This is a genomic window from Alistipes ihumii AP11, assembly GCF_025144665.1.
Taxonomy (GTDB): Bacteria; Bacteroidota; Bacteroidia; order Bacteroidales; family Rikenellaceae; genus Alistipes_A; species Alistipes_A ihumii.
The window spans coordinates 440,400-465,763 of the sequence record NZ_CP102294.1 but is presented as its reverse complement, the minus strand read 5'-3'; the positions used below and the strand labels follow the sequence as shown (position 1 = coordinate 465,763).

17 protein-coding genes are annotated in these 25,364 nt (G+C 57.9%); 3 read left to right on the top strand and 14 right to left on the bottom strand.

The features are described 5' to 3' along the window. The first annotated feature begins 50 nt into the window (after positions 1 to 50). Positions 51 to 803, top strand: a complete 753-nt coding sequence (locus tag NQ491_RS01890) for a NigD1/NigD2 family lipoprotein (RefSeq protein WP_157365657.1) — start codon at positions 51 to 53, stop codon at positions 801 to 803. Positions 804 to 1,127: 324 nt separating this feature from the next. Here the strand turns inward: NQ491_RS01890 and NQ491_RS01885 are convergent, their stop codons facing one another. The 5 genes from NQ491_RS01885 to NQ491_RS01865 all read right to left on the bottom strand — a co-directional run bounded on the left by NQ491_RS01885 (position 1,128) and on the right by NQ491_RS01865 (position 14,118). Next, entirely contained in the window at positions 1,128 to 7,853 is a 6,726-nt protein-coding gene (locus NQ491_RS01885; protein ID WP_019245043.1) for an aminotransferase class I/II-fold pyridoxal phosphate-dependent enzyme, read from the bottom strand. A 279-nt stretch (positions 7,854 to 8,132) separates the two neighbouring features. Continuing rightward, positions 8,133 to 9,305, bottom strand: coding sequence for a TolC family protein (locus tag NQ491_RS01880; RefSeq protein WP_019245044.1), 1,173 nt, complete (start codon positions 9,303 to 9,305; stop codon positions 8,133 to 8,135). Next, positions 9,302 to 12,391, bottom strand: a complete 3,090-nt coding sequence (locus tag NQ491_RS01875) for an efflux RND transporter permease subunit (RefSeq protein ID WP_019245045.1) — start codon at positions 12,389 to 12,391, stop codon at positions 9,302 to 9,304. Before NQ491_RS01875 ends, NQ491_RS01880 begins: the two co-directional genes overlap by 4 nt. Before the next feature lie 12 nt (positions 12,392 to 12,403). Beyond that, positions 12,404 to 13,633, bottom strand: a complete 1,230-nt coding sequence (locus tag NQ491_RS01870) for an efflux RND transporter periplasmic adaptor subunit (RefSeq protein ID WP_026089513.1) — start codon at positions 13,631 to 13,633, stop codon at positions 12,404 to 12,406. A gap of 89 nt (positions 13,634 to 13,722) precedes the next feature. Further along, positions 13,723 to 14,118: a hypothetical protein gene (locus tag NQ491_RS01865; protein ID WP_019245047.1), complete on the bottom strand. Its 396-nt coding sequence runs from the start codon at positions 14,116 to 14,118 to the stop codon at positions 13,723 to 13,725. 107 nt (positions 14,119 to 14,225) lie between these two features. Between NQ491_RS01865 and NQ491_RS01860 the strand changes: the two genes are divergently transcribed. After that, positions 14,226 to 14,543: a DMT family transporter gene (locus NQ491_RS01860; RefSeq protein WP_019245048.1), complete on the top strand. Its 318-nt coding sequence runs from the start codon at positions 14,226 to 14,228 to the stop codon at positions 14,541 to 14,543. Positions 14,544 to 14,549: 6 nt separating this feature from the next. Here NQ491_RS01860 and NQ491_RS01855 read toward each other — a convergent pair whose 3' ends face one another. After that, entirely contained in the window at positions 14,550 to 15,770 is a 1,221-nt protein-coding gene (locus NQ491_RS01855) for a metallophosphoesterase (RefSeq protein ID WP_019245049.1), read from the bottom strand. Between the two features lie 175 nt (positions 15,771 to 15,945). Between NQ491_RS01855 and NQ491_RS01850 the strand changes: the two genes are divergently transcribed. Further along, entirely contained in the window at positions 15,946 to 17,175 is a 1,230-nt protein-coding gene (locus tag NQ491_RS01850) for a YeiH family protein (protein ID WP_019245050.1), read from the top strand. Positions 17,176 to 17,267: 92 nt separating this feature from the next. Here the strand turns inward: NQ491_RS01850 and NQ491_RS01845 are convergent, their stop codons facing one another. The 8 genes from NQ491_RS01845 to NQ491_RS01810 form a co-directional block, all read right to left on the bottom strand. After that, positions 17,268 to 18,086 carry a phosphodiester glycosidase family protein gene (locus NQ491_RS01845; RefSeq protein ID WP_019245051.1) on the bottom strand — a complete coding sequence of 273 codons (819 nt, stop codon included), beginning with the start codon at positions 18,084 to 18,086 and terminating at the stop codon, positions 17,268 to 17,270. A gap of 22 nt (positions 18,087 to 18,108) precedes the next feature. Beyond that, positions 18,109 to 19,731 (bottom strand): ABC-F family ATP-binding cassette domain-containing protein, encoded by a 1,623-nt coding sequence (locus tag NQ491_RS01840; RefSeq protein WP_019245052.1) that lies wholly within the window; start codon positions 19,729 to 19,731, stop codon positions 18,109 to 18,111. 87 nt (positions 19,732 to 19,818) lie between these two features. Further along, positions 19,819 to 20,439, bottom strand: a complete 621-nt coding sequence (locus NQ491_RS01835) for a 3-keto-disaccharide hydrolase (protein ID WP_019245053.1) — start codon at positions 20,437 to 20,439, stop codon at positions 19,819 to 19,821. Beyond that, positions 20,439 to 21,203 carry an acyl-[acyl-carrier-protein] thioesterase gene (locus NQ491_RS01830; RefSeq protein WP_019245054.1) on the bottom strand — a complete coding sequence of 255 codons (765 nt, stop codon included), beginning with the start codon at positions 21,201 to 21,203 and terminating at the stop codon, positions 20,439 to 20,441. Before NQ491_RS01830 ends, NQ491_RS01835 begins: the two co-directional genes overlap by 1 nt. Before the next feature lie 333 nt (positions 21,204 to 21,536). Then, positions 21,537 to 22,055 (bottom strand): methylated-DNA--[protein]-cysteine S-methyltransferase, encoded by a 519-nt coding sequence (locus tag NQ491_RS01825; RefSeq protein WP_019245055.1) that lies wholly within the window; start codon positions 22,053 to 22,055, stop codon positions 21,537 to 21,539. Continuing rightward, positions 22,052 to 22,795, bottom strand: a complete 744-nt coding sequence (locus NQ491_RS01820; protein WP_019245056.1) for a DNA-3-methyladenine glycosylase family protein — start codon at positions 22,793 to 22,795, stop codon at positions 22,052 to 22,054. The genes NQ491_RS01825 and NQ491_RS01820 overlap by 4 nt, the downstream gene beginning before the upstream one ends. Positions 22,796 to 23,635: 840 nt before the next feature. Further along, a complete protein-coding gene (locus NQ491_RS01815) occupies positions 23,636 to 24,811 on the bottom strand; it encodes a M24 family metallopeptidase (RefSeq protein WP_019245057.1) in 1,176 nt (391 codons plus the stop codon). An 11-nt stretch (positions 24,812 to 24,822) separates the two neighbouring features. Next, positions 24,823 to 25,359, bottom strand: a complete 537-nt coding sequence (locus NQ491_RS01810; RefSeq protein WP_019245058.1) for a ferredoxin domain-containing protein — start codon at positions 25,357 to 25,359, stop codon at positions 24,823 to 24,825. Positions 25,360 to 25,364 lie beyond the last annotated feature (5 nt).

The window sequence follows — 25,364 nt, the reverse complement described above, 5'->3', positions numbered from 1 at the left end:
TTTCGATTTTATTGAATTATTTATCGCAGGATTTCATTATGAAGCGTATTATGATTAAATTTACAAAATTTTTCACTGCGGCGGCAGTCGTGTCGTTGGTTTTCGCCTCGTGCTTGGACGACAATGACGACGATCGTCTGTACGGCGAGGAATGTTACGGAATGGTCGAGGGAACGGGCAAGAGTTTCAGCGTGAAAACCGACGGGGGAAATACGCTGAACGTAACGGAAAACTTGGACGCGAAGTTTCAGGCGGAGGACGGAATGAGGGTCCGGATGAACTTCACCGTGCTGGAACAGAAGTCGGACAGCGAGTACGACGTGCGGGCCAATGCGATCGGCTCGGTGCTGACCAAGAAACCTGTCCGGTATTCCGAACTGACGCAACAGCAGATAGACAGCATCGGAAACGATCCGATCGAAGTGGGGAGTGCATGGTTCGGAGCAGGGAAATATTTGAACGTGATTTTTTTGATCTGGGGCAGCAATAGCGAGAAGAATCCGCATTATATCAACCTGGCGGTTGACGAGGAAAATTCGACGGACGACCACGTAATCGTGACGTTGAAACATAACAGCTTCGGAGATCCCCGCCTGATGCAGGGGTACGGCCGTGTCAGCTTTGACATTGCCGGGCTGGTGCCTGCCGGAAAGAAGCAGGTGAACGTAACGCTGAAGTGGATAGGCTATGACGGCAGCATGCGCAGCGACTCGGGCGTGTTCGAGTTGAAGGACGAGCAGTCCCCGACGTTCGCCGGTACGGGCGTGCAGTCGCAGGCCGCGAAGGTATTCTATGTACACTGAAACTATTTAAGAAGCTATAGAATATAATTTGTTGGGATTTGATTTGTGAAGGAGAGCGGCGCCGTGAGGTGCCGCTCTCTGATTTCGGACTTCCGCTCCTGTTCGGACTCAGTCCGAGAACAGGGATTGTCCGATATGCGCTCCGGCCGTTATGCGTTTCAACGTATAACGGATAGCGATTTCAATCCGTGGAAACCGGGTCTCCGGTCTCCTGAATTTGCCGATACAATACCCGATTCAAGCGCTGTCCGGGCAATGTAGCGGATATAAAACGAAAATCCGGACTCTGTAATCGAGCCCGGATTTTCGATCGGTTTGCGTCCGTTATTTGTTCCGCTCTTGCTTGGACTTCTCCGGCGTTTTTTTCGCCGCGGTCTGGGGCTGTTCGGCGGCCCTCTCGGAACGTTGCCGGTTCAGGTATTGTACGACGGCGTGCTTCGCCGCGGCGATCGTTTCGCGGTTGACTTTCTCGATCACGCTGCCCTGAGCCAGATCGTCGCTGCTGATGTAACCTTCGAGAATCAGCAACTGGACGATCATGTTGTTGATGTTCGTCTCCTCGCTGTATCCGTCGGCAATGTACAGCCTGTCGAGCTTGGCGGCGAACTCCTCGGCGAATTCCGGATAGTTCGGGAAGCTCATCAGTTCCTCGAACGTTTCGCTGAAGCTGCTCAGCTCGATGTTCAGGTTAGGATTGACGAGCAGCGGGCTGAACTCGTGATCGGGAGCTACCGGATGGAAATCGACCAGATTGGAGATGTCGACCCGCTTGTTGCGGTTGTCCATGCGGCGCAGGTCGGCCTTGCGCATGTTTTCCAACTGATACAGGTAGAAATTATAGCGCCACAGTTCCGAACTGTTCATTTCCCCGCCGAAAATGTGGTAATATTTTTCGTTGATCAGACGCTTGACCTTGATTTTGCCCTCGTTGATCTCCGGCTTGTTGACGCGCACTTCCTGAATGAGCTGCTTCAATGCGGCGGCGGCTTTCTGAGGACCGGTGATTTCGCGGCCTTTCTTGCCGATCTCGGTCGACAGTACGCCGCATTGGATATGGCGTGCTCCGCCGCGGCCGTCCTTGCCGCCTCGCAGGCATTCGATCAGCCGGTGTACGGTCTCGACCTGATCCTCTTCGGCGATGAACGGCTGCCCGCCCGGCGTGCTGGCCAGCGCGTCGAAGATCGAGCTGAAGATGCGGCGATCGAGCACGATGTCGGTATACACTTTCTCCGCTTCGTCCTCGTATACGGTCGATGCGGTAAAGCGGTTCTGGATCATGTCGAACGCGACGTCTTCGATCGTGTAGCGGATACCGTCGCGGGTGAAGCTGTGGCCGACGAAGATCATCCGGACGACTTCTGTGATGTCGATCTTATCGAGCAGCTTGTACGACGAGGCGAGGTAATACTGCCGGTCGATCGGATTGTAGTCCCAGTCGAGGATGTCGTCCAGGTAGTTGCCGTGCCGCGATATGACCTCGACGATGTTCTTGTCGGCCGTGTATCGCTTGAGCGTTCGCTGGAAGTTCGGGCCGTCGCCGCTGGTGGCTTTCTCCTTCCGCTCGCCGTGGGCGTCGATGTAAAGCAGAAAGTTCTCCGGATTGTCCATGCGCGTGATGCCGCCCTCGTCCTTCGAGTAGTTGCTGGCGCTCAGCATGATGTCGACGCGGTACGGCATCGTGATGTCGCACATGCCGCTGACGGTGCTGCGCGCGTTGCGGTCGTCGACGTTGCTGTCGGCGCTGCTTTCGAAAAGGAACTTGTAGTATTTGATGTAATCCGGATCGAAATCCGTCGTGCGCGAGAAGTCGCCCACCTCGGTGCCGATGCCGTACAGGTTGCCGTCGGCATCTTGGAACTCGTGGAACATGTCTCCGGCGATCATCTTGACCGAACGGATGCCCTCGAGGTTGTTGCGCAGCCATTTCAGTACGAAAGCCGCGATCATTTCGCTCTTGCCTACCCCGCTGTCGCCGTTGATTTCGATCACGAATACGCTGCCGTCGTTCTCCTCGACCAGAAACAGCGAGCCGTGACGCGGGATACCGCCGATCTCCTTCACCTTTTCGTTGATGACCGTCAGGCGCGGTTTCTTTACGTCGCCGAAATAGTCGGCTTCCTTTTTCAGCGGAGTGACGATCGTCTTGATATTGCCCGACGGACCCTTGATGTCGAAATAGCCTATCTGCGGGAACGAAATCAGCTTTTCGGGCGCTCCGAGCAGCGAGATCACGTCCGGGACGAAATTCACGATGTCCTTCAGGCTGATATCCTCGGTATAGTTGAGCCGGTAGTTGTCGGTCAGGTACTTTAGGTATCCCTTTTGGAAAATGACCAGCTCCTTGACGATACCGTGCTTGACGACCTTGCAACGGTAGTCGTCCGAGTCCATGTTCCGGACGAAGCGCGACAGCCGGTTCGTGAAGAAAGACGAGTCGGGGCGCGTATCGATGTAGCGGATATACTCGGTAGGATGGTCGTCCGAAGGCAGCGCCTCTGCCCGACGGCTTTCGGTCCGGTCGATCTTATGGAACGGGTATTCGCGCTTCTTCGCATCGGTCACGATCCGCGTGTGTTGCTGTACGGGCTGCTCGGAACTGATCACGCCGCATTTGCTCATCAGTTCGTTGATCCAGGAAATGCGGCCGCCTTCGAATGTCTCGAGCGCCTTGTTCTCCATAGCGAATCCTTTGTAGAGCGATATGCCGTGCTGCACCATTTCGTTGACGCTCGAGTTCTGTTTCTTGAACGCCGTCTCGACGATGCGGACCATCGTGTGCGCGTAACGGTTGTAATAGTCGGTTCCGCGCGTGCGCTTGATCATGCTGATGTAGAACCGGACCACGCGCCGCGTGACGGCATATATCTCGCTCTCGGCGATCTTGATGTCCTTCTTGCGCATGATGTAGTTGCTCAGCTCCTCAAGCTGCATCGGGAGGATTTCCGAAACGAATTCCTCGGTGAACATCCGCAGTTCGGCATCGTCGCAACTCTTGATCTTCTCGTTGAAGTATTGCAGCTTCTTGCAGACCAGCTTGTAGAACGAGTTGTCGTTGTTGAGCAGGTACAGATACAGGATCTTGTCCGTGATTTCCGGCGAGCGGGCGATGCCCTCGGCTACCGTATCCATGATGTAGCCGATGCTTTTCTGCGAGATCAGCAGCCCCTTGAACTCGGGCAGGTCGCGCAGGTTGCGCATGAATTCGTCGACCCAGATATTCAGGTTGAGCTCCGAAAGCTTGATTCCCGTGATCTCCTCGAAGCATTCGCCGGCCGTGCGGATGATCTCCTTGCGGCTGGGTTCCAGACTCTCTTTCTCGAAAGGCAGGTTGAAGTGGAGCAGGATCTCACGGATGTACTTCTTGATGATTGCGTTCAGGCCCTCGAGCTTCGCTTTGTCCAAAGCCGGGTCGCCGGTAGCGTTGATCGCGAGAATTTTCATCTTGCTGTCCGAGAAGAGCAGATTCTCCATTTCGATCAGTATCTCGCGCATCACGTTCTTTTCCTCCGGATTGTCCAGTACGTGATGGTTCGGCTGGAAGGTCTTCTTATTGGTGATGTATTTCAGGATCACGGCCTTGCTGTATCGCGAGCTGACCGTGTTGAAATCCATGTCGGACAAGGCGGGCACTTTCTTGTAGACCTGTGCGAGCAGGTTTTCGTAGATTTTCGTGAAAGCGGAGCTGCGTACGAACTCGAACACGTCCTTGCAGCTGCCGACGATGTCGCCGTGCAGCTCGATCACCGAGTTGGCCGACCGTCCGATCGTCGTGATCGTCACGCCGCTGCGTTCGGGCGACGTATGGTATAGCGAGCGTACGTCGCGGATCTGCAGCGATGGGGCCTTGTCTTTCTTGTACCGGGCCGACAGCTTATAGTCGCGGATCAGGCTGTCGATGAAGTCCTGATCTTTCGGGGAGTAGAACACGCGCTCGAGCAAGTCCTTGCTCTCGACTCCCTTGTTGGCCTCGTCGGCTCGCTCGGCGGCGAACCGGGTCCAGTAGCGGATGAAGATCGAGAAAGCATCCTCGATTTCGGCCGAGAAAATTTTCATGCCTTCCTTGCCGGCGGCGATGTACCCGCCCAGCGAGAAGCGCACGAGCCCCGTCGGATACGGGACCGTGGCGACGCCCCGGTACTTGGCCAGCGCGCGGCAGAACAGCAGTACGTCGGCGTAGGAGAACGGACCGAGAATCCGGAAGTTGAACAGATACGATCCGTCGGACTGTATGTAGCCCAATTCGGTTCCTTCGGGCGCCTCCTCCAACAGGCGGGCGGCGACGCTCTTGGCCATTTTCATCCGCTTGAGCGACTCGCTGCGGAAGTTCTTGTTGATCCGGAACCGGTTCAGGTTCTCGACCAGTTTGGCCTGATAGTAGACGAAGAACGGCTCGCCCTGATACTTGAAGTCGTCGGGGAGTCCCAGCACGTCGAGCTTGTCCAGCGCGATCAGTTCGTCGAGCAGGAACAGATAAAGCGGCGAGCCCTCGAAGCCGGCCGTTTTATGCAGCTGGCGGTTCGTCTTGCTGATTTCGTTCGACTGTTCGGTCTTGTCGATCTGGTTGACGATGAAGCGGACGATCGCTTTCTTGATCTTCGAACGCGAAGCGTTCTTGGGCAGTTCGGCTTCGATCTGATCCTTGATGCTTTTGGCTACCTGTGCCGTTTGCAGCGTGTTGTTGAGCATCAGCAGCGAGTTGTTATTTCCGTGCGCGGCGCTGTTGCAGCTGCGGGCGTACTTGGCGAAGTCCGACGCCTGAGGCGTCAGCGCGACGGCGCCGAGGCGTTCGCCGGTGGCGGCCAGATTTTTGGTCGTGGAAAGCGACGAGACCGCCTTGATGCGCGACTGCGCGTTGATGTTGTTCATGATGTAGCGCGACAGCGTCCGCCACTTGGGCATCGTGCGGTCCTCGATCTTGACGCTTTCGGCGTATGCCTCGTCCAGAAACAGCGTGATCTTGCAACTGTTTAGAAAACGCAGGAAATTGTTGACCGACTCGCTGTTGAAGTCGGAATATCCCGTCGGGTTGTTCGGGTCGTTGACGATGATCGTCGTGTTTTCGCAGAACAGGTCCCACAGGCTGCCGCTGTCGTCGAACAGCGCGAGCGTCGACTTGATACGCAGCAGTTTGTCGACCAGACGGTCGTAAGCCAGACGGCCGTCGGCGTCGTTCTCGATCTCGATGTCGAACGGATTGATGTCGAAACAGTCGTCGGGCAGCAGGTCCTTGTACTCCCATGCCTGCACGGCGTTATAGACGATATAGGGCTTCGGCCGGCCGTTCGGGTTGAACAGCAGGTCGCGGATGATCATCTGTACGGAGTCCGATACCGAGGTCTGGTCCAGATTGCCCAAAGCCGACAGGAAGTTCTTGACGATCTCCTTGTCGTCGTCGCTCAGCGCGAAGTACTTGTCGCGGATGCCCAGATCGATCAGGAACTTCTCGAAGCGTCCCTTGTTGTCGGCGTCGCGGCTCGTCTTGGTGATGTACTCCTGATATTTTTCGAGGAACAGATTGATACCGAAATTCTTGTGGAAATGGTTCTTCAGCGTCCGTTCGTAGCAACTCGGGATGATGTCCAGAATCAACCGGCAGGCATAGCGGATCTTGCTGCTGAGGTTATTGAACGTACGGCTGCGCAGATAGTCGCCGAACGTCTTGATCTGATGCCGTCCGCCGCCCTCGAGGATCGTGATCACGTCGATCAGCTTGTTGCCGGCGTAGAAATAGTTCTTCATCCGGCTCTCGAACTCGTCGATCAGCTCCTGAGTCTGAATCTTCTTGTTTTCCTGCTTGTGGCAGTTTTCCAGAAAGAAAATGAAGTCGCGCAGCTTTTCGAGCGAGTATTTGTCCTGCACGACCTGACGCGAGAAAGAGTCGAGCTTGAACAGCGTGATGCGTTTCTCGATGTCGGTGTCCGACCCGGTCTGCTCGAGCAGCAGCGATTTGATTTCGCGGCCGTACTCCTCGATCTGCATTTCGAGCTTTTCGCGGAATTCCTTCAGGTAGCTCGGGTTGACGTTCTCGAGAATCAGCCGCAGATTCAGTTGCGTGTTGGCCGGCGAGCCGAGCTTTTTCGTATGGACTTTGTTCAACGTGTTGATAATGCCGTTGTGGAAGCAGAACACGAGCGACGTGTTCGAGCTGCGAGACTCTTTCGAGTCGTCGACGATCACCAGTCGGGTCAGCAGCGGGAACCATTTCGGGCCCGAGTAATGGTTGATGCGCGCGTGCTTGACCTTGACGACGAAAATCGAGGTCGTATCGGCCGTCATCTGTTCGTACAGCGTTTCGGGCGCGGGGCTTTCCAGCACGACGACGGCGTCCTTGTGGAACACGTCGCCCTTGAGCAGTTGGACGGCCTTGTCGGCATTGCCCGAGACGACGGTTCGGATCATGCCGTTCATGCCCTTGAAATTGACGGCCCACTGGCTGCGGTGCAGAAAGTCGCTGATCTCGGCCTTGGTCGTGTAGTGCGTACTTTGGCTGATCATCTGCTCGAGCGTGTCCATCAGGTAGTTCCAGTGCGCCTCGTTGATGTCGCCCGTCACGCCGATCACGTCGCGGTACTTGCGCAGGTCGCGCACATGGCCGCCTAGCTGTACCTGAGACATGAAATCGATATGGCGGCTGTTGATCGGAGGCGTGCCGACCGACAGGTCGTGGCTGTCGCGGATATTACGCAGCAACGTCTTGATTTCGGTCGTCGTGCCGTCGGTGTCGAGCAGGGCCGATATTTTCTTGGCGAATTCGCCGCGCTTGCTGCTCAGCTCGAAAGCCTTCGAGTTGTTGTGCGGAATCAGCATCAGCGACACGTGCGTGTATCCCGGGATATCTTCGCGGAACTTCAGCAGATAGCGGTTGATTTCGGCCTGTTGCTTGGCCGGATCGTCGGGCTCCTCCATGCAGAGGCTCACGAAGCTTGTGAGGTTATCGAAGATGTGGCGCGGCAGGAAGATTTCCGCACGCTGTCCCAGTGATTCGTACAGGTTCAGAAGCTGCAGCGCCTCGTTGCTCAGAAACGCTTTCGGTTCGCCTACAATTTTCATCTTTGCGGGTTCTATTGGTTTTTCGTCGGCCTCGCGGGGCGACTTCGTGTTGTTTTATCTTTCTTTCGGAGGGCGTATGTCGCTTATTGACAGTGTATTTTTGTCCTATGTAAACGACCTTTCTCTACCTGTGCAAAGATAGCAATTTTAATTGAGAATCGGAATGTATGTTAAAAAAATATTTGATTTGTTAAAAATGCATATTGTTCGATAGCGAAAGCCGGGCCTCCTTCGTGTTTCTTAAGGAAGCCCGGCATGACCGGTCGGACCTGACGCGGTCTATAGCGAGAAGCTGTACAGGGCGGCTACGGCCGACTGGTAGTCCCGCTCGATCTGGAGCAGCGTTCCGCGGCTTTCGAACAGCAGGTTCGCCTCGGTGAAATAGTCGATCACGCTGATCTGCCCCGCATCGAGCGCCTTGCCGAGAATCTCGAGGCTGTTCTGCGATGCGAGGGCCGACCGCATCGACCGCATCGATTCGGAGAGCGCGACGGCCTGATCGTACAGCATCCGGAACTGGGACGCCGCGTTCGTCCGGGCGCTTTCCAATTGAGCCTGAGACGAGACGGCCGCCGCCTTGGCCGCCTTGACCTTGTTCTTGTTCTCGAAAAGCGGCACCGACATGCCGACCTTGAATCCCGTGGCGCGGCCTTCTCCGTAGTCGTGCCGGTATCCTACCTCGAACTGGGGCAGAGAGAGTCCCCGATTCAGAGCCACGGTCCGGCGATCGATCTCGAGCGTATTTTCCATGCTTTCGAGCAGCGGGTTGCCGCTCATGTATGCCTCGGACAACACGTCGGCCGGCGGCAGCGTTTCGACCGGGGGGTAGGTCACGTCCTCGAACGAGTCGTCGCTGTCTCCGGTCATCGTGTTGAGTTGCTGGATTTTGGCTTGCAGCTCAGCTCGGTTCAGATCGGCGGCCGTACGGGCCGAGATCGACTCGACGGCGATCTTGTTCGCTTCGAGGGAGGTCGCGTCGCCCGTCTCCATTTTTCGCCTGTACGCTTCGCTCAGTCGCTCGGCGTTCGATAACCGTTCGTCGAGCAGGTCCCGCTGACGGTAGAGGTAGACGATTTCGATACAGAGCTGCTTGGCCTGCAGCAGCAGCTGTTGCCTCTGGGATTCCCATTGCTTTTCATACAGGGAGCCTTTGAGCTTGGCGATCCGGTTGCGGGACCCGTAGACGGTCGGGAAATCGATCGTCTGGACGACGGCCAGCTCGGTGTTCTGCCCTGCTCCGGCCGCTCCCCACATCTTTTCCATTTCGACCGTCGGGTTGGCCATGTATTTGCCCGTGGCGGCGTCTTGCTTCTGCGCCGCGGTCAGTTGCCGTTGCGCTTCCAGCTCGCGGCTCGCGTTTTCGACCTGACGGAGCACCTCGTCGATGCTTCGCTGGGCCGAGGCTGCCGGAGCCAGTACGAGGAAGAACAGTATGATCGGTATGCGTTTCATGCTTTCGGTTTTTTACGGTTGACAATCAGGTAGACCGACGGAATGATGAATCCGTTGAGCAGTGTCGAGCTGAGCAGTCCGCCGAGTATGACTTTGGCCATCGGGCTCTGTATTTCGTTGCCGGGCAGGCTGCCTCCCAGCGCGAGCGGAATCAGCGCCAGAGCCGACGACAGCGCGGTCATCAGGATCGGATTCAGCCGGTCCAGCGAGCCCTGCACGACGCTTTCGTGCAGCGGCATGCCCTCGCCGCGCAGGTGGTTGTAGTGCGAAACGAGCAGAATGCCGTTGCGCGTGGCGATGCCCAGCAGCGAGATGAACCCGATGATGGCCGGAATGCTCACTTCGCCCGAAGTGAGCCACAGGCTCGCAACGCCGCCGATCAGGGCCAGCGGCAGGTTCAGCAGGATGACGCCGGCGATCTTCAGGCTGCGGAATTCCTGATACAGCAGCAGGAAAATGACGAGCAGCGCGACGAGCGACGTCAGCGTCAGCGTGCGTGAGGCCGCCTGTTCGCTCTCGAACTGTCCGCCGTATTCCACATGATATCCTTCCGGCATGGGCACTTGCGTCCGGATCGTTTCGCCGATTTCGTTGACGACGCTGCGCAGGTCGCGGTCGGCCACGTTGGCCGATACGACGATCAGGCGCTGGGCGTTCTCGCGACCGATCGCGTTGGGACCCGATGTCGACACGATGTCGGCCACGTAGCTCAGGGGGACTTTCCCGTCGGTTCCGTCGAGCATCAGCTCGCCGATGCGCTCCATGTCGTTCCGGCTGGCATCCGATGCCTTGACCGTCACGTCGAACGAGCGTCCTTCGTCGTATACCTGCGAGACGACCCGTCCGCCGAGCGCCACCTCGACGAATTCGGCGAAAGCGGGCAGCGTGATACCGTAGCGGGCCAGCATTTCGCGTTTGGGCCGGATTTGCAGCTGAGGCCGCTCGATTTGCTGCTCGACGTTCAGGTCGGCTATGCCGTCGATGTCCGCGATAGAGCTTTTGATCCGGTTGCCGAGCGCGAACAGGCGGTTCAGGTCCGGGCCGAACAGCTTGATTGCGATATTGGCCTTGGTGCCCGACAGCATCGCGTCGATCCGGTGCGAAATGGGCTGTCCGATTTCGATGTTGACGCCGTGAAGCACGCCCAGCCGTCTGCGCACGTCGGCCATGAATTCGCTGCGCGATCGGTCCGCGAGTTCGTACGGCGCTTCGATTTCCGATACGCCGACGCCCAGCGCATGCTCGTCCAGCTCGGCGCGGCCCGTTTTGCGGACGACCGTCCGGATTTCGGGTATTTCGAGCAGAATGCTTTCCACTTGGCTGCCGATCTTGTCGGACTCTTCGAGCGAGATGCCCGGCATCGTCGAGGCGTTGATCGTCAGCGAGCCTTCGTTGAATGGGGGCAGGAAGCTGCGGCCCAGCGAGAGGAAAACGGCGAGCGCCCCGGCGAACAGGACGACGGTCGAGCCGAGTACGGCTTTCTTATGGGCGAGCACCCATTCGAGCACGCGGCGGTAGACGCGCTTCAGAAAGCGCGAGACGACGGGTTCCTTTTCGTTGCGGCGGAGTACCCGGTCGCCGGTCAGCAGGTAGCTGCACAGCACGGGCGTCAGCGTGACCGCCACGATCATCGACGCGAACAGCGCGACGATGAACGAGATGCCCAACGGGCGCAGCATGCGCCCTTCCATGCCGTCGAGGAAGAAAAGCGGGACGAAGGCCACGATCGTGATGATCGTCGCGTGGACGACCGACGTACGGATCTCTTTCGACGCCTCGAAAACGATGCTCAGCGTCGGCAGCCGCTGGTCCTTGGGGCGCGCGAAATTCTCGCGCAGCCTTTTGAATACGTTCTCGACGTCGATGATCGCGTCGTCGACGAGCGATCCGATCGCGATGGCCATGCCTCCGAGGCTCATCGTGTTGATCGTGAGCCCCATCCATTTCAACGCCAGAATCGACACGAGCAGCGAGAGCGGCAGCGCGACCAGCGAGATGACCGTCGTGCGGAAGTTCATCAGAAAGACCAGCAGGACGATCACGACGAAGATCGCTCCTTCGAACAGCGATTTCTGAATGTTGTCGATCGAGCCTTCGATGAAACGGGCCTGACGGAACGAGTCGGTCGATACGTGCACGTCCGCAGGCAGCGTCTCGCTCAGTTCGGCGACGGCTCGGTCGAGTTTTTCGGTCAGTTCGAGCGAGTTCGTGTTAGGCTGCTTCGTGACGGTCATCAGCACGGCCGGCTTACCGCGTTCGGATGCCGTGCCCAGCCGGGGCGTCTTGGCTCCGATCCGCACGTCGGCCACCTGTTCGAGCGTAACGGGGAGGCCGTTCTCGATACGGATCACGGCTCGTCCCATTTCGTCCTCGTCGGCCGTCGAGAGCATGCCCCGGATGATGTATTCGTTGCCGTGCTGGTTCAGAATTCCTCCGCTCGAGTTACGGGTCAGGTTCTCGACCACGCCGAGCACTTCGCCCGTCGTGACGCCGAAATGTTTCATCCGGGCAGGGTCCAGCAGGATCTGGTACTCCTTGATATCGCCGCCGATGACGGTCACCTGGGCTACGCCTCCGGTCGAGAGCAGCCGGGGGCGGATCGTCCAGTCGGCCAGTGTCCGCAGTTCTTCGAGCGAAGTGCTGTCCGAGGTCAGGCCGATAATCATCAGCTCGCCCAGAATGGACGACTGCGGTCCGAGCGTCGGCGTCCCGACGTTGTTCGGAAGCGTTTCGTTCAGCGTAGCCAGCTTTTCGGATACGATCTGGCGGGCCAGGTAGATGTCGGTTCCCCAGTCGAACTCGACCCATACGACCGAGAAGCCGGAGGTCGAGCTCGAACGGACGCGACGCACGTCGGTCGCTCCGTTCACGGCCGTTTCGATCGGGAAGGTCACGGTCCGCTCGACTTCTTCGGCCGCCATGCCGCTCGCCTCGGTCATCACGACGACCGTCGGCGCGTTCAGGTCCGGGAAAACGTCCACTTCCATTTTGCGGGCCGTGTACGTGCCTGCGACGAGCAGCACGACGCCCGCGATCATTACCAACATCCGGTTGCGTAATGAGAATTCGATGATTCGGTTCAGCATGTCCGGACGGTTCTAATGGGAATGGGTGTGGCCGGGTATGGCACCTGAGAACGAGGCCATCTTGACTTGGGCGACTCCCCGGCTGACGATCGTCTCGCCGGGCGAGAGGCCTTCGAGGATTTGCACCCGGGTGCCGTCGGACGCGCCCAGCTTGACTTCCCTTTTGACGTATGTTTCCGGATCGAGCTGCACGAAAACCGAGTAGACGCCCTGGTCCTCCGTTACGGCGCTGAGCGGAACGGCCAGCGTTTCGGGCCGGGGCGCCGAGAGCAGAAAGACCTCGACGAAAGAGCCGGGGATCACCTCTCCGCCGTTGTTGAACTCGAACGTGACGGGAATGTAGGCCGACGTCCCGTCCGAGCCCTTGCCGACCGACAGCAGCCGTCCGCCCATCTCGGCGAGCGAATAGACGCGGCCGTCGTAAGGCGTTTCGAAATTGGCGCTCGTCACGGCGCGCAGTCTGCCTGCGTATTTCTGCGACACTTCCGCTCTCAGTACGAGCTTGCGGTTTTGCGAAACGGTTGCAAGCGATTGGCCTACCGTGACGTAGTCTCCTTCGCCGACCGACAGGCTCTTGATGAAGCCGCCGATGGGGGCCGTGGCGCGGGTTCCCTTGGCCGACGATTTGCTTGCGAGCGCATCGTAAGCCGTCTTGGCGTTTTCGTATGCCAGCCGGGCTTGCTCGTATTCGGTCTGCGTGATGATTCGGTCGCCGATCAGCTTTTCGGCTCGCCGGAAAGCGGTTTCTGCCTGCGTGTATGCCGAGCGGATGCGTTGCTCGTAATCGCCTTCGGCGATTTCCTTCGACGAGATGGTGAAAAGGGTTTCGCCCCGGGATACGGCCGCTCCGTCCGAGAGTTTCTTGTCCGCGAACGAGACGATGCCGCTGACGGGCGCCGCTACGGCGGCCTCGTCGCCTTGCGCTGCCAGAATCCGGCCGCTTGTCTCGATCACGTCGCGGAACGGGGCGGGCTCGACGGTCAGCAGCTCGAAATCGGTACGCGCGGCCTGTTCTTTCGTAAACGCGATTTCGCCGGCATGATCGTGCTCCTTTTCCTCGTGGTCGTGGCCCGTGTGATTCTCGCTGGCATGATCGTGCCCTTCCGATTCGTGATCGTGGAGCTCGGTTCCGTGGTCGCGCGCTTCGGCCTCGCGGGAGCTCCCCTGTCCGTCCGGGCCGGAGTGTCCGCAACTCGTCATGAGTGCTGCGGACAGTATGCTGATTATTAGTAATCTGTTCATGGTTTGAAAATTGGATATAATATACGGATGTAGTACGACTTTTCATCGGCGGATGAAAAGTCCGTTTTCCTGAAAGGGAAACAGTCGGGTTAGGCCGGGAAAACGGGAGGAGCCCGTAACGAGAGCGAATGCCCGTTGCCATGCGAGACGAAGGGTTCCGTGAAAGGCGGATAAGAAAGTCGCAGGCCCGAATCTTCCGGACCGGCGAATGTACGGAAGAAGGCAATCGCGAAAGTGTCGGGAGCGATAGGCGGAATCGGTTCGATATGCGATTGATCGTCCCGGCCCGACATGACGAAAATCTGATGGCAGTTGTCGACGTCCTGACTGCGTGCGTGCGTCGGATCGGCGCATCGGTCGCATGCCTGCGACGTCGCGAAGCAGATGCTGTACCCGTGATGGTGGTGGTGATGGGGAACAGCCAGCAAGGCCAGCATCAGCATGCCGGTCGCGATCAGTATGACTTTTGCCGCTTTTCCCCTCATGGTACGCCTGTGAATAACGCGTTTTCGCAAAAGTAGGAAATTTCTCCGAAATCGGAAAATTCGCTACTTTTGCCAATATTGAAACGTTGCATTCATCCGAAACGTATATGGCGTGGTTTTATCTGATTTTAGGCGGCTTTTTCGAAATGGGCTGGACGGTGGGACTGAAACTTTCCCAGTCCATGCAGCCTCGGTGGCTTTATATCGCGATGGCCGTGCTGTCGATGAGCCTGAGTCTGTTTCTGCTCTATCTGGCCCAGCGAACGATCGCCATAGGTACTTCCTATGTGGTCTGGACCGGGATCGGTGCCGTTTCGACGCTGCTCATAGGCATTCTTTTTTTCGGGGACTCGGCCGGCTTGTGGCGTCTTTTCTCGGCCGCGTTGATTATCGGCGGCGTAGTCGGGCTGAAGTTGACGGCCTGAGGGAGTTTACCGTCTTTTCTCCGATTCCAGCGTGATGACCGTGATCGAAGGGTTCGTCCCGATGCGCATCGGGTACATCACGTATCCCATTCCGTCGTTAATGTACAGGTGTTTGCCGTTTTCCGAGTACAGTCCGCTCCAGCGTTCGTAGAGGAATTTGGCGGGCGACCAGCTCCACGGGCCGAGCGTCAGCTTGAACTGCATGGCGTGCACATGGCCCGAGAGGGTCAGATCGGGGTCTCCGGCCGAGCGCGCTTCGTCCCATTGCTCGGGCGTGTGGGCGAGCAACAGGTTGTATGTGTCGGGGGGAACGTTCCGGAATACTTCCTGCATGTCGCATCCGGCCATGCCCGTGTCGCGTCCGTGATTGGTTCCGGTTTCAGGAAAGTTGACGCCCGTTACCAGAATGCTATCCGCTCCCCGGCGGATCGGAGCCGATTCGTTGACCAAAGGTTTCCATCCCATCGCCCGCTGCTTGGCGAGCAGTTCTTCTACGCTTTGGCGGGGCGTGAAATTTTCTTTCGGCCGCATGTAGAAACCCAGGTCGTGGTTGCCGAGAACCGAATAGACCCCGTCCCGGCCGTGCAAGGTCGAGAGTATGCTCATCACCCGGTCGTCCAGCTCGTGCGAATCGATGTTGACCAGATCGCCCGCGTTGACGACCATATCGGGATGTTCGCGGTTGATCAGGGTGACCATCCGCCGGATCAGGCGGCGGTTCCGGGGTTGCGTTCCGGTGTGCAGGTCGGTGAACAGGGCGATGCGGTAGCCGTCGAAAGCGGCGGGGAGCTTGTCCGAGCGCAATGCGATCCGGTGGACGTCTATGTGCGTGCGGCCGAAAGTAGCGCCCCAGATCAGGACGGACAGCGTCAGGGCTGCGGCAGCTAGTCCGATGCGCGAAAAGATACGCGAGGGACGCTTGCGCAACCGGGAAACCGGATAGTCGATCCATGCCAGGGCGGCGTAGACGATCTTGGGAACGATGCTCGCGAAGAAGAGCCAGATGACCCACATGATCAGCCGCATGTACTGTTCCGACTCGGCCTCCGAGGTGCGGCGGTAGAGCGCCAATGCGACGACGATCACCGCATCGATCGTGATCGATGCGGTGAGATACGTTCGCCGGAGCGCTCGGCGGGCAGGGTACTTTCGGGCCAGCCGACGGAACAGCAGCCAGTCGAGCGAGACGGATAGGACGGCCAGCGCAAGGATGAAATACGTGAGCATGCGAAGGTGAATTTCGGTTCTATGCCTCGGCAAATATACGGTTTTTCGATCAGTATATTGCGCAGGAGCGCTAAGCGTTAAGTCGTAATTTTCGCGGATTCTTTCTTCGCGCGGTTTCCGTTTCGTCCCGTTTTGCTATTTTCGCGCGTCGTAAAGGTTCATTAAAATATTGCGCATGACACGTTTTTTCTCCCGATTTCGCAACGAGGACTGGATGGCCACGCTGATCGGTTTGGCTCTGACCGTTCTGATCCTCGCGCTGCCGTCGTTCGTTCCCCGTTTCCCCGCCTCTTTGGCTACGCCCGGCGCATGGGTTGCCTTGGGCGGCATGTTTCTGCTGACGCTGGCAGGTTCGATGCTCGGTATGATTCCCTTGGGCATAGCCGTCAGGCGATTCGTCGTTGCTTTCGTGGCCGTATTCGCTCTGGCTGCCTTGGCCCAGACGGTTTCGGCTTGGAACCCCGTCAAGACATTGGGGCTCGAGTCGGTTTTCTTTTCCGTCCTGTTCGGTCTGCTGATCCGCAATACGGTCGGTCTGCCCCGCTGGCTCGAACCGGCCGTGCGCAGCGAATATTACATCAAGATCGGACTGGTACTGCTTGGCACTTCCGTGCTGTTCGGCGAGATCATGAAAGCCGGCTTTTTCGGGATCGCCCAAAGCGTCGTAGTGGTTTTCTCGGTTTGGTACTTCACGTTCTGGCTGGCTTCCAGAATGAAGCTGGACAAGGAGATGGGCGTCATGCTGGCCAGCGCGGTGTCGATCTGCGGCGTTTCGGCCGCCATCGCCACCTGCGGGGCGATCAAGGGCGACTCGCGGAAACTGTCGTTCGTCGTTTCGCTCGTGCTGGTCGTGGCCGTGCCGATGATGTACCTGATGCCCTGGCTGGCGCGTTCGCTCGGCCTGTCGCAGGAGGTGGCCGGAGCATGGATGGGCGGTACGATCGATACGACCGGCGCCGTCGTCGCCTCGGGCAAGTTCTTGGGCGATGTGGCCGAAACGTACAGCGTGATCGTCAAGTCCTCGCAGAACGTGCTGCTCGGCGTGGCGGCTTTCGCCATATCGATCTACTGGTCGCTCAGGGGGACCAATCAGGCCGAGCGGCCTACCGCGCGCGTGCTGTGGGACCGTTTCCCGAAGTTCGTGATCGGATTCGTGCTGACCTCGCTTCTGTTCAGTTTCTGTCTGGAGCCGGCGCGCGCCAAAGAGCTGGGCGCTTTGGCCAAGGGCGTGCGCGAGGCGCTGTTCTCCGTCGCTTTCGTCTGCATCGGGCTGGAGACCGATTTCAAGATTCTGCTGGGCCGCGAGAACCGTCGGAGCGTTTCGACTTTCCTGATAGCCCAGAGCTTCAATATCGTCGTGACGCTTGTCATGGCTCTGTTGCTTTTCAGCTGGCTGGCCGGGTAGGCCGGGATGCGGAAGTCGCAATAAAAAGCCAGGGCAATACGCCCCGGCTTTTCTTTTCTTAAGAATGACCCGAAATAGCAATCGCTTGCCGGCTATCTGCGCCGGATGACGATTCCGTTGGCGACGGGCCGCTCGCTGCGGAATATGAGCACCTTGTCCGACGGTACGTTGACGAGGTTCCTCGACTTAGTCCATAGCGTCGACGATCCGCCTCCGTCCAGATTGACGGCCTGTTCGAGGCCGAGCAGATGTGCGACGTACGCCAGTTCTTGGAAGCTCATGCCGGCGGCTTTCTCCTTGCGTCCGTCCACGGTCAGCAAAACGACCGTGCCGTCTTTCTTAACGCCGATGCAGGAGCGGGGATGCCTGTCGCGGGACGAGTTTCCGACGATCGTTCGTCCGTTCTCGATCAGCATGGGGCCGGCGACCAGAACGCTGGGAAAGCGGTCGAACCATTCCGGGTCGGTCGACGGTACGTAAGCGAAATGAAGCAGGCCCAGCGAGTCGATGCCCAAGGCGCCCGTGCTGCCGGCCGTATGGCTCTGGCGGGGATATTTCCCGTTGATCTTGATCAGATCTGCGGCTTCGGCCCGGGTAGTTTTCGTTTTGAAGTATCCGCCGTTGATCGCGGCGACCCCGTTGTTCTTGACGCCCATCTGAGAGGTTTTTTCGATCAGGGTATCCTGTACCAGAAGCGGATAATAAAGACTCGGATCGACTTCCACGACGGAAATCCGCTGCAGCGTGTCGAAAACGCGCGTCTGAAGCTTTTTGCACAGGATGCCGTTTTCGTCGATCAGCACCTTCCACGGGCCGTCCGTAATGGCCAAAGAGTCTTCGGCTCTTTGGGCCGAGGCCGCCGCAGCCGTTGCGGACAGCCAGAAAATAAGAAGCGCCTTGAATAATTTCATAATAGATAATTTGATTAGAGTGTTATGATTTTTTTGAGTATAGTTTGCTCAGGTTTTCCTGAACCCGCTCGTCGAACAGATAGTCATCGTACTCCATGTATTTGTCGATCATTCCGTTGGGCGTAATTTCGATGATGCGGTTGGCCACCGTGTTGATGAACTCGTGGTCGTGCGAGGTCATCAGGACGATTCCCTTGAACGAGACGAGCGCATTGTTGAATGCCTGGATCGATTCCAAATCGAGGTGGTTCGTCGGCGAGTCCAGTATCAGCGTGTTGGCTTGCTGGATCATCATGCGCGCGATCATGCAGCGCATCTTCTCGCCTCCGGAAAGCACGTTCACCCGCTTGTGGATCTCGTCGCCGCTGAAAAGCATCTTGCCCAGATAGCCGCGCAGATAGAGTTCGCTCGTGTCGTCCGAGAACTGGGCTATCCAGTCGAGGATACTGAGCTGGTTGTTGAAAAACGACGCATTGTTCAGCGGCAGATAGGCGGGCGTGATCGTGACGCCCCACTCCACCATGCCCGTGTCGGGCTTGTCGTTCCCCGCGATGATTTCCATGAGCGCCGTGACGGCCCGCGGCTCGCGGGACAGGAAAGCCACCTTGTCGCCTTTCTCGACGGCGAAGGAAATATTGCTGAACAGCGTCTCTCCGTTCACCGTCTTGCTCAGCGAGTCGACGGCCAGTATTTTCGTTCCCGCCTCGCGAGAGGGCTGGAAAATGATGCCCGGGTACTTGCGCATCGAGGGTTTGATCTCCTCGATATTGAGCTTTTCGAGCATCTTCTTGCGGCTGGTCGTCTGCTTCGACTTGGCCACGTTCGCGCTGAAACGCTGGATGAACTCGAGCAGTTCTTTCTTCTTCTCCTCGGCTTTCTTGTTCTGGTTCGCCAACTGGCGCGCCGCCAGCTGGCTCGACTCGTACCAGAAGCTGTAGTTGCCCGAGAACAGGTTGATGTCGCTGTAGTCAATGTCGATGATGTGCGTGCTGACCGAGTCCAGAAAGTGACGGTCGTGCGAAACGACCAGCACGGTATTCTCGTAGTTCGACAGGTAGTTCTCGAGCCACATGATCGTATTTACGTCCAAATCGTTTGTCGGCTCGTCGAGCAGCAGATTGTCGGGCTTGCCGAAAAGGGCTTGGGCGAGCAGCACGCGGACTTTCTCCTTGGCGTTCAGACTGCCCATTTTCTCGTAGTGCAGGGCCTCCCGGATGCCCAGTCCGCTCAGCAGCTCCGCCGCGTCGCTCTCGGCGTTCCATCCGTCCATTTCGGCGAACTTCTCCTCCAGCTCGCCGGCCCGGATTCCGTCCTCCTCCGAGAAGTCGGCTTTAGCGTACAGGGCGTTCTTCTCCTGCATCAGCGACCAAAGCGGCTGATGGCCCATGAGCACCGTGTCGAGCACCGTGCACTCGTCGTATTCGAAGTGGTCCTGCTTGAGTACCGAGAGTCTTTCGTGAGGCCCGAAGGCGACCGATCCGCGCGTGGGCGTCACTTCGCCGCTGAGCACCTTGAGGAAGGTCGACTTCCCTGCGCCGTTGGCTCCGATCACGCCATAGCAGTTGCCCGGGGTGAACTTCAGATTGACATCCTTGAACAGGACCCGCTTGCCGTATTGAACTTCCAAGTTCGAAACCGTAATCATCTTTTTGTCGTCGTATTTGATATCCGCGGCAAAAGTACTATTTCCCGAGCGTTATTCCAACCCCGGGCGGCAGGGTACGGGAGCCTCTCAATCGAGCGGAGTGAGGGTGATGTTGCGGAACTGGATGGGGCCTCCTTCGCTTTGCAGGCCGATGAATCCCTGACGGTTCGACAACCCGGTGATCCGGTTCTGGAGCCGGCCGTTGACGTGCACGGTGATCGTGCTGTCCGAGCAGACGATCTCGGCCGTGTTCCATTCTCCGACCGGTTTCTCCGTCGAGGGCTCGAGTTTCGGGAGTATGATCAGCGTCGAGTCGGCCCGCAACTCGGCGCTTTCCGTGCCCGAGGAGTGGATCAGGTCTCCGGCTTTGCCGTTCCATAACTGGCATTCGTAGCAGTTCGGCCAGATGCCGTCGCGCTGGATGTGCAGGAAGATGCCGCTGTTGGTCGCCGAATCGGGCCAGCGCCATTCGGCATTGAGCCGATAGTCGGCGTACGGTATTTCGGTTCGGATGTAGCCGAACTTTCCCGAGAGCGAGATCGCTCCATCCTCGACGGTGAATTCCGTCGAGGGATGGAGCGTAGAATCCTCGAGCACGGCGGTCCATCCGTTCAGGTCTTTGCCGTTGAAAAGCGAGATGGCAGCGGGTTTCGGTCCGCAAGAGATCAGGATCGCAGCGACGGCGACCGCAAGAATCGATTTTTTCATTATGCTGTCTGGTTTGAGCGTTCGTCGGAGGTTTCCCATCGTATGGCGGCTTTGCAGGCGGCGGTCCCGTCTTCGAACCTGATTTCGAAACGGTCCCTGTCGGTCCCGCGTTCGCAGCATACGACCAGTTGCTGTCCGTAGCGGGTTTCGTGCACGAAGTTGACGTCGAGCCGCTTCATCCGGCAGCCGGTCAGTTTTTCGAGCGGCAGCGCGTCGAGCATCCACTGGATGTATTTCATGCTGTTGGTGTGCTGGTTGAAGTCGATGTCGCTGTACCGGACGCGCCGGCTGTCGCACGGTACGCCTTCGATGCGGCCTATTTTGGCCGGTTTGTCGATCGGGCACGGGATAGCGAGCAGCGCTCGGGAATAGTCGACGTTATCTCTCAGATCCAGCGGCTGTCGGGTCTTCACGTCGATCATCGCCCAAAGGGTGGAAGCCGCCGCGATCCGTTGTCCTCCGGCATCCGTGACGATGAAATTGCGGGTAGTCATCAGACGGCCGATCTCGCCGACCCATGTGCCGACCGTATACCGCTCGTATTCGGCCGGCAGCCGGTCGATCTCGACGGCCATGCGCGACAGGACCCAGGTCGAGTCTTTGCTTTGCAGGTTGCGGATTCCGAACCCGATCCGGTCCGCGTCTTCGCCGGCGGTATGCAGAATACTGTCGCCGAGGGTGATGATCGTGGCCCTTTTGGTCAGGTCCACCTCGCGGGGCTGCACCGCATAGTCGTATCTTGCGTATGGAATTTCCTGTTTCATCTGGCATATTGAATCGTACCGCTTCGGAAAACGGTCCGTATGGCGGACCCGCTCCTGCGACCGGTGCGGCGGGATGCAACGGGCTCCCGACCGGTTCACGAAGATAGCAAAAGATTTTTATAATGGAATGCGGATCGTTCGGTTCTTCACTTTTGGAAAATCGAGGTTTGTTCGTATTTGTCTGAATATTATTTTTTTGGCTGTGAGCCCTTCTTCGAGTCGAGGGAGTCGATCGTTTCGAATACGCCTGCCGCCCAAAAGCCATGCTATATGGCAAGATTTATAATCTGCGGTTTGGAATTGTCGCTCTCGGTGCGAGGATTTCCGACCGCGTCAGAATAAGCCGCCGGAGGCCTGTTCCAAGGCCAGCAGACCTTTCTTGGCTTCCAGTCCCCCGCCGTACCCTACCAGTTTACGGTCGCTTCCGATGACCCGATGGCAGGGAACGAAGATCGAAATCGGATTGGCCCCGTTGGCGGCGGCTACTGCGCGCACGGCTTTGGGGCATCCCAGTTTTCGCGCCAGTTCGCCGTAGGAAACGGTTTTGCCGTAAGGGATATTCTGCAATTCTCGCCACACCGAGTTTTGGAAATCCGTTCCGGTAAATATCAGGGGAATGTCGAATGCGGTTCTTTCCCGGGCGAAATATTCGTCGAGCTGGGCGATCGCTCGATCGATCGTATCCGAAGCGCCGTCTTCGTAAACGGCGTGCAGGGCATGTCGTATTCGCCTGTCATTGACGTCTCTGCGTTTCTCGTGCGCCCAATCGCAGATGCACAGCTTGCCATCGAAGGAACCGACGAGCAACTCCCCTACCGGAGAAAGGTAGCGTTTGATCCGGATAGCGTTCATGTTTTCGTTTTTAAATCGTTATATTCTGATTTGAGATAAGTTCCCTCCGGCGTGTCGGACGGTTTAGGGGGCTTGTTTTTCCGTCGGACCTTGTTTTTCAAAGGTTTGCAATCTTTTATTCCGTCCACGGCTCCGCTCGCTACGGCCCAAAGGTATAGGCTGGCGACGGAGGCATAGGGAGAGTATCGCTTCCGGTAACGGTCGAACTTAGTCCGGTCGATGCTGCGGTGACGGTAAGTCATGCGCAGTCCGCGAATGATCGCCAGATCTTGGAAGCTGAATACGTCGGGACGCTGCATGGAGAATATCATCAACATTTCGGCTGTCCATACGCCGACTCCCTCGAGTTCCGTCAGTTTGGCGCAGACTTCTTCGTCCGGCAAGGTCTCGAGGGCTTGGATGTCGAACTCTCCGCTGACGATTTTCTTGGCTGCCGATTTGATATAAGCCGCTTTCCTGAAAGAGATGCCGAACCGTTGCAGTTCTTCTTCCGGCATGCGGTCGATGGCTTGCGGCGTAATTTCCCGCAGCCCGTGCTTCATTCTTGCCCAGATCGTCTCGTGCGCTCTGGTGGATATCTGTTGTCCGACGATGGAATGTACGAGCGCGGCGAACAAGTCGGGAATGACGGTTCTTTCGATTTTCCCGACCTTTTCTATGACCTCTGCCAGCCGTTTGTCCCGCCTTTTCAGGTATTCCGTTTCCTTATCGCCGTATCGGAAAAAATCGTCTCGTTTCATGGCTTTCGGTTCTTTCGTGTGAGGGTCTGGAAAGTATTTTATCGGCTTTTCGTATGAGGGCCGAGACGCGGCGAAACGGCTCGCATCGTTATCCGATGATTTACAAAAATACGGATTTCCACGCGATCTGCACATGAATGCGGTATGAAATCGCCGTATTCTTAAATATTTTTTCGCATTATAAAGCGGTGAGTTCGCGCAGGGGATGATTGGACGGCATGTGCGGGGCGCAGGGTTTATCCGTAGCGTTGAAAAGAATGTGAATTTTCGTCTTATTGTTATGACGGAATGATCGGAATGATTATTATGGCGAGGATTTTCGTATATTTGTGCAGGTGGCGGATAATACGATGAAGCCGTCGGCCGTTCTTATCGTGCGGACCGGCGAGGATCGGGCCGCCTGCGTTTTGATTATTAAAAAAGAAAGGACGATGAGAAAAAAGCTGTTGTTTCTGGTTTCTGTCTTTGTCGTAGCGTTGTTTACGATCTCGATGGCGCAAGGTCCCAAGAAAACGACCGAGCCTAAGACCAAGACTACGACCGAATGCTGCCCTCAAGATTGCGATCATAGCAGAGGCTACTGCGCGGACTGCGCCTGTGGCGACGAGTGCAGGAAAGACCGGTGCGCCGATTGCTCGACGTGCGCCTATGCGGAACACTGCAGAAGCGAATGTCCGTCGGACGCCAAACGCGATTGCCGGCCTGCGCGCCATTGCCGGCCTGCCGGTCATTGCTGCGGCAGAAGGTAGGCCCGCGGAACGGACTATGCCATGACGAAAGCGCGACCGTACGGTCGCGCTTTCGCTTTCAGTTCAACAGGGTTCGCGTTTTCGGACGGAATCATGCCAACGGGACGATTTCTTCGTCCATCGGCGTCAGCTTTTCGAGCCCGCCGGCCGTCACGGCGAAGCTGTTCTCGATGCCGACTGCTCCTACGCCGGGAATGACGAACTTCGGCTCGAGCGCGAAAACCATGCCCTCCGCAAGGATTTCCTTCGAGCGGGGAGCCAGCACGGGCATCTCGTTGATTTCGATGCCGATGCCATGTCCGACGAAGCCTGCCTGCTGGCGGTGCCCCATGAAGTATTCCGATAGTCCGGCCTCGGCGGCCGTATGTACGGCGATGACGTAAAGCTCGGATGCCGGCGTACCGGGCCGTGCGGCCTCGGCGATTCTGCGCTGAATTTCCAGAGAAGCGTCGTGGGCTCTGTATGCCAGATCCGGGAGCTCTCCCACCGAGAATACGCGCGTCATGTCGGTCATGTAACCTGTAAAATTGCCTCCCATATCAACCATGACGCTCATGCCGTCGCTCAGGACCGTGCCGTTCGCCCCGACCGGCAGCGACGTGTCGAGGCCTCCGCCGCCGAGCGCGAAATCGTAAGGCGATGGCGTGTCGGCATTGTCTCCGGCCAGCACGCTCCCGCCGAAGATTTCCATGCTTTGGCCGAATATGCGGAAAATGCCGCGCGAGCCTTTCAGACGGCTCTCCCGCTCGATCTCGACCGACAGTTCCAGATCGGTCATGCCGGGCCGGAACAATTCGGGAATTCTTCGGTAGACCTCGGCATGGAGCCGGCCCGACAGCCGGAGCCGCCCGAGCTCGAAAGGCGTCTTGACGCTTCGCACCGTGCGCAGCAGCCGGGTCCCGTTGCCGATCTGCTCCGGAGAGAAGATTTTTTCGTAGCGGAGGTATTCGCCCATCGGAATAGAGTCGGTTTCCAGCAACAGTTTCCGAGGGAGGGCGATCCCACGCTCCCGGAGGCGATCGCCTATCTCCTCCGGCTTGCGGATGTACAGGACGTTTTCCCCTTTCAGGCCGACAGGCCGGCGGACGAAAAAGAGCGGTTCGCCCTCGCTGGGGATATATGCCATGCCGGCGAATACGCGTCCGCTGACGTAGTACAGGTTGACGTTCGTGGTTACGAGCAGCGCGTCGGCCTGCTGTCGGGCGAGCTCTTCCCGCACGGAGCTCCAGCGTCTTTCCAGTTCGTTCTTCAGTTCGATATCATACATGGCGGTCGGATTTAGCGGGTGGATGCCCGATCGAAAAACGGGTTCTTCGAGGAGACGCTCAGCGGAATGGCGTAGATCGAGTGGCATCCGGCGAGCAGTCCGATGCTCGGGGCCGCCTTGCCTGCCGAGAACATCACGCGGTTGTCGACCCTCAGGTCGGCGGCCTTGGCCGTCATCGAGCCGATGGCGATGCCCAGATCGACCATGTTCAGCGCGCAGGGAGCGGCCGGATGGCCGTTCTTTTTCTCGCAGGTCGGATAACCGCAGTAACCGCAATTGAGCGACAGGGATTGCAGGCGCGTTCCGACCAGAATGACGGCGTCGGCCTGACGGATGTTTTCGGCGTCGCGCAGGAAAAATTTCATGCCGGTCTGCTCCGACGCGAGGCGGGTCGCCTCGGCCAGAGCCTCGATCGTCTCGCCGGTGACCGCGACGATCTCGATCAGGTCGATACCCTTGCCCTTGGGGGCCGTGCGTCCGGCGATCATGATCTGCCGGGCGACTTCCGCAACGGTCTCCTTGCGGCACTCTCTTTCGTCGATAACCATACTTT

Bases quoted from the DNA above. Each gene is read 5' to 3' on its own strand.
- NQ491_RS01865 (WP_019245047.1), bottom strand. From the start codon at position 14,118: ATGAGGGGAAAAGCGGCAAAAGTCATACTGATCGCGACCGGCATGCTG.
- NQ491_RS01875 (WP_019245045.1), bottom strand. From the start codon at position 12,391: ATGCTGAACCGAATCATCGAATTCTCATTACGCAACCGGATGTTGGTA.
- NQ491_RS01835 (WP_019245053.1), bottom strand. From the start codon at position 20,439: ATGAAAAAATCGATTCTTGCGGTCGCCGTCGCTGCGATCCTGATCTCT.
- NQ491_RS01890 (WP_157365657.1), top strand. From the start codon at position 51: ATGATTAAATTTACAAAATTTTTCACTGCGGCGGCAGTCGTGTCGTTG.
- NQ491_RS01830 (WP_019245054.1), bottom strand. From the start codon at position 21,203: ATGAAACAGGAAATTCCATACGCAAGATACGACTATGCGGTGCAGCCC.
- NQ491_RS01880 (WP_019245044.1), bottom strand. From the start codon at position 9,305: ATGAAACGCATACCGATCATACTGTTCTTCCTCGTACTGGCTCCGGCA.
- NQ491_RS01845 (WP_019245051.1), bottom strand. From the start codon at position 18,086: ATGAAATTATTCAAGGCGCTTCTTATTTTCTGGCTGTCCGCAACGGCT.
- NQ491_RS01860 (WP_019245048.1), top strand. From the start codon at position 14,226: ATGGCGTGGTTTTATCTGATTTTAGGCGGCTTTTTCGAAATGGGCTGG.
- NQ491_RS01815 (WP_019245057.1), bottom strand. From the start codon at position 24,811: ATGTATGATATCGAACTGAAGAACGAACTGGAAAGACGCTGGAGCTCC.
- NQ491_RS01850 (WP_019245050.1), top strand. From the start codon at position 15,946: ATGACACGTTTTTTCTCCCGATTTCGCAACGAGGACTGGATGGCCACG.
- NQ491_RS01870 (WP_026089513.1), bottom strand. From the start codon at position 13,633: ATGAACAGATTACTAATAATCAGCATACTGTCCGCAGCACTCATGACG.
- NQ491_RS01855 (WP_019245049.1), bottom strand. From the start codon at position 15,770: ATGCTCACGTATTTCATCCTTGCGCTGGCCGTCCTATCCGTCTCGCTC.
- NQ491_RS01820 (WP_019245056.1), bottom strand. From the start codon at position 22,795: ATGAAACGAGACGATTTTTTCCGATACGGCGATAAGGAAACGGAATAC.
- NQ491_RS01810 (WP_019245058.1), bottom strand. From the start codon at position 25,359: ATGGTTATCGACGAAAGAGAGTGCCGCAAGGAGACCGTTGCGGAAGTC.
- NQ491_RS01885 (WP_019245043.1), bottom strand. From the start codon at position 7,853: ATGAAAATTGTAGGCGAACCGAAAGCGTTTCTGAGCAACGAGGCGCTG.
- NQ491_RS01840 (WP_019245052.1), bottom strand. From the start codon at position 19,731: ATGATTACGGTTTCGAACTTGGAAGTTCAATACGGCAAGCGGGTCCTG.
- NQ491_RS01825 (WP_019245055.1), bottom strand. From the start codon at position 22,055: ATGAACGCTATCCGGATCAAACGCTACCTTTCTCCGGTAGGGGAGTTG.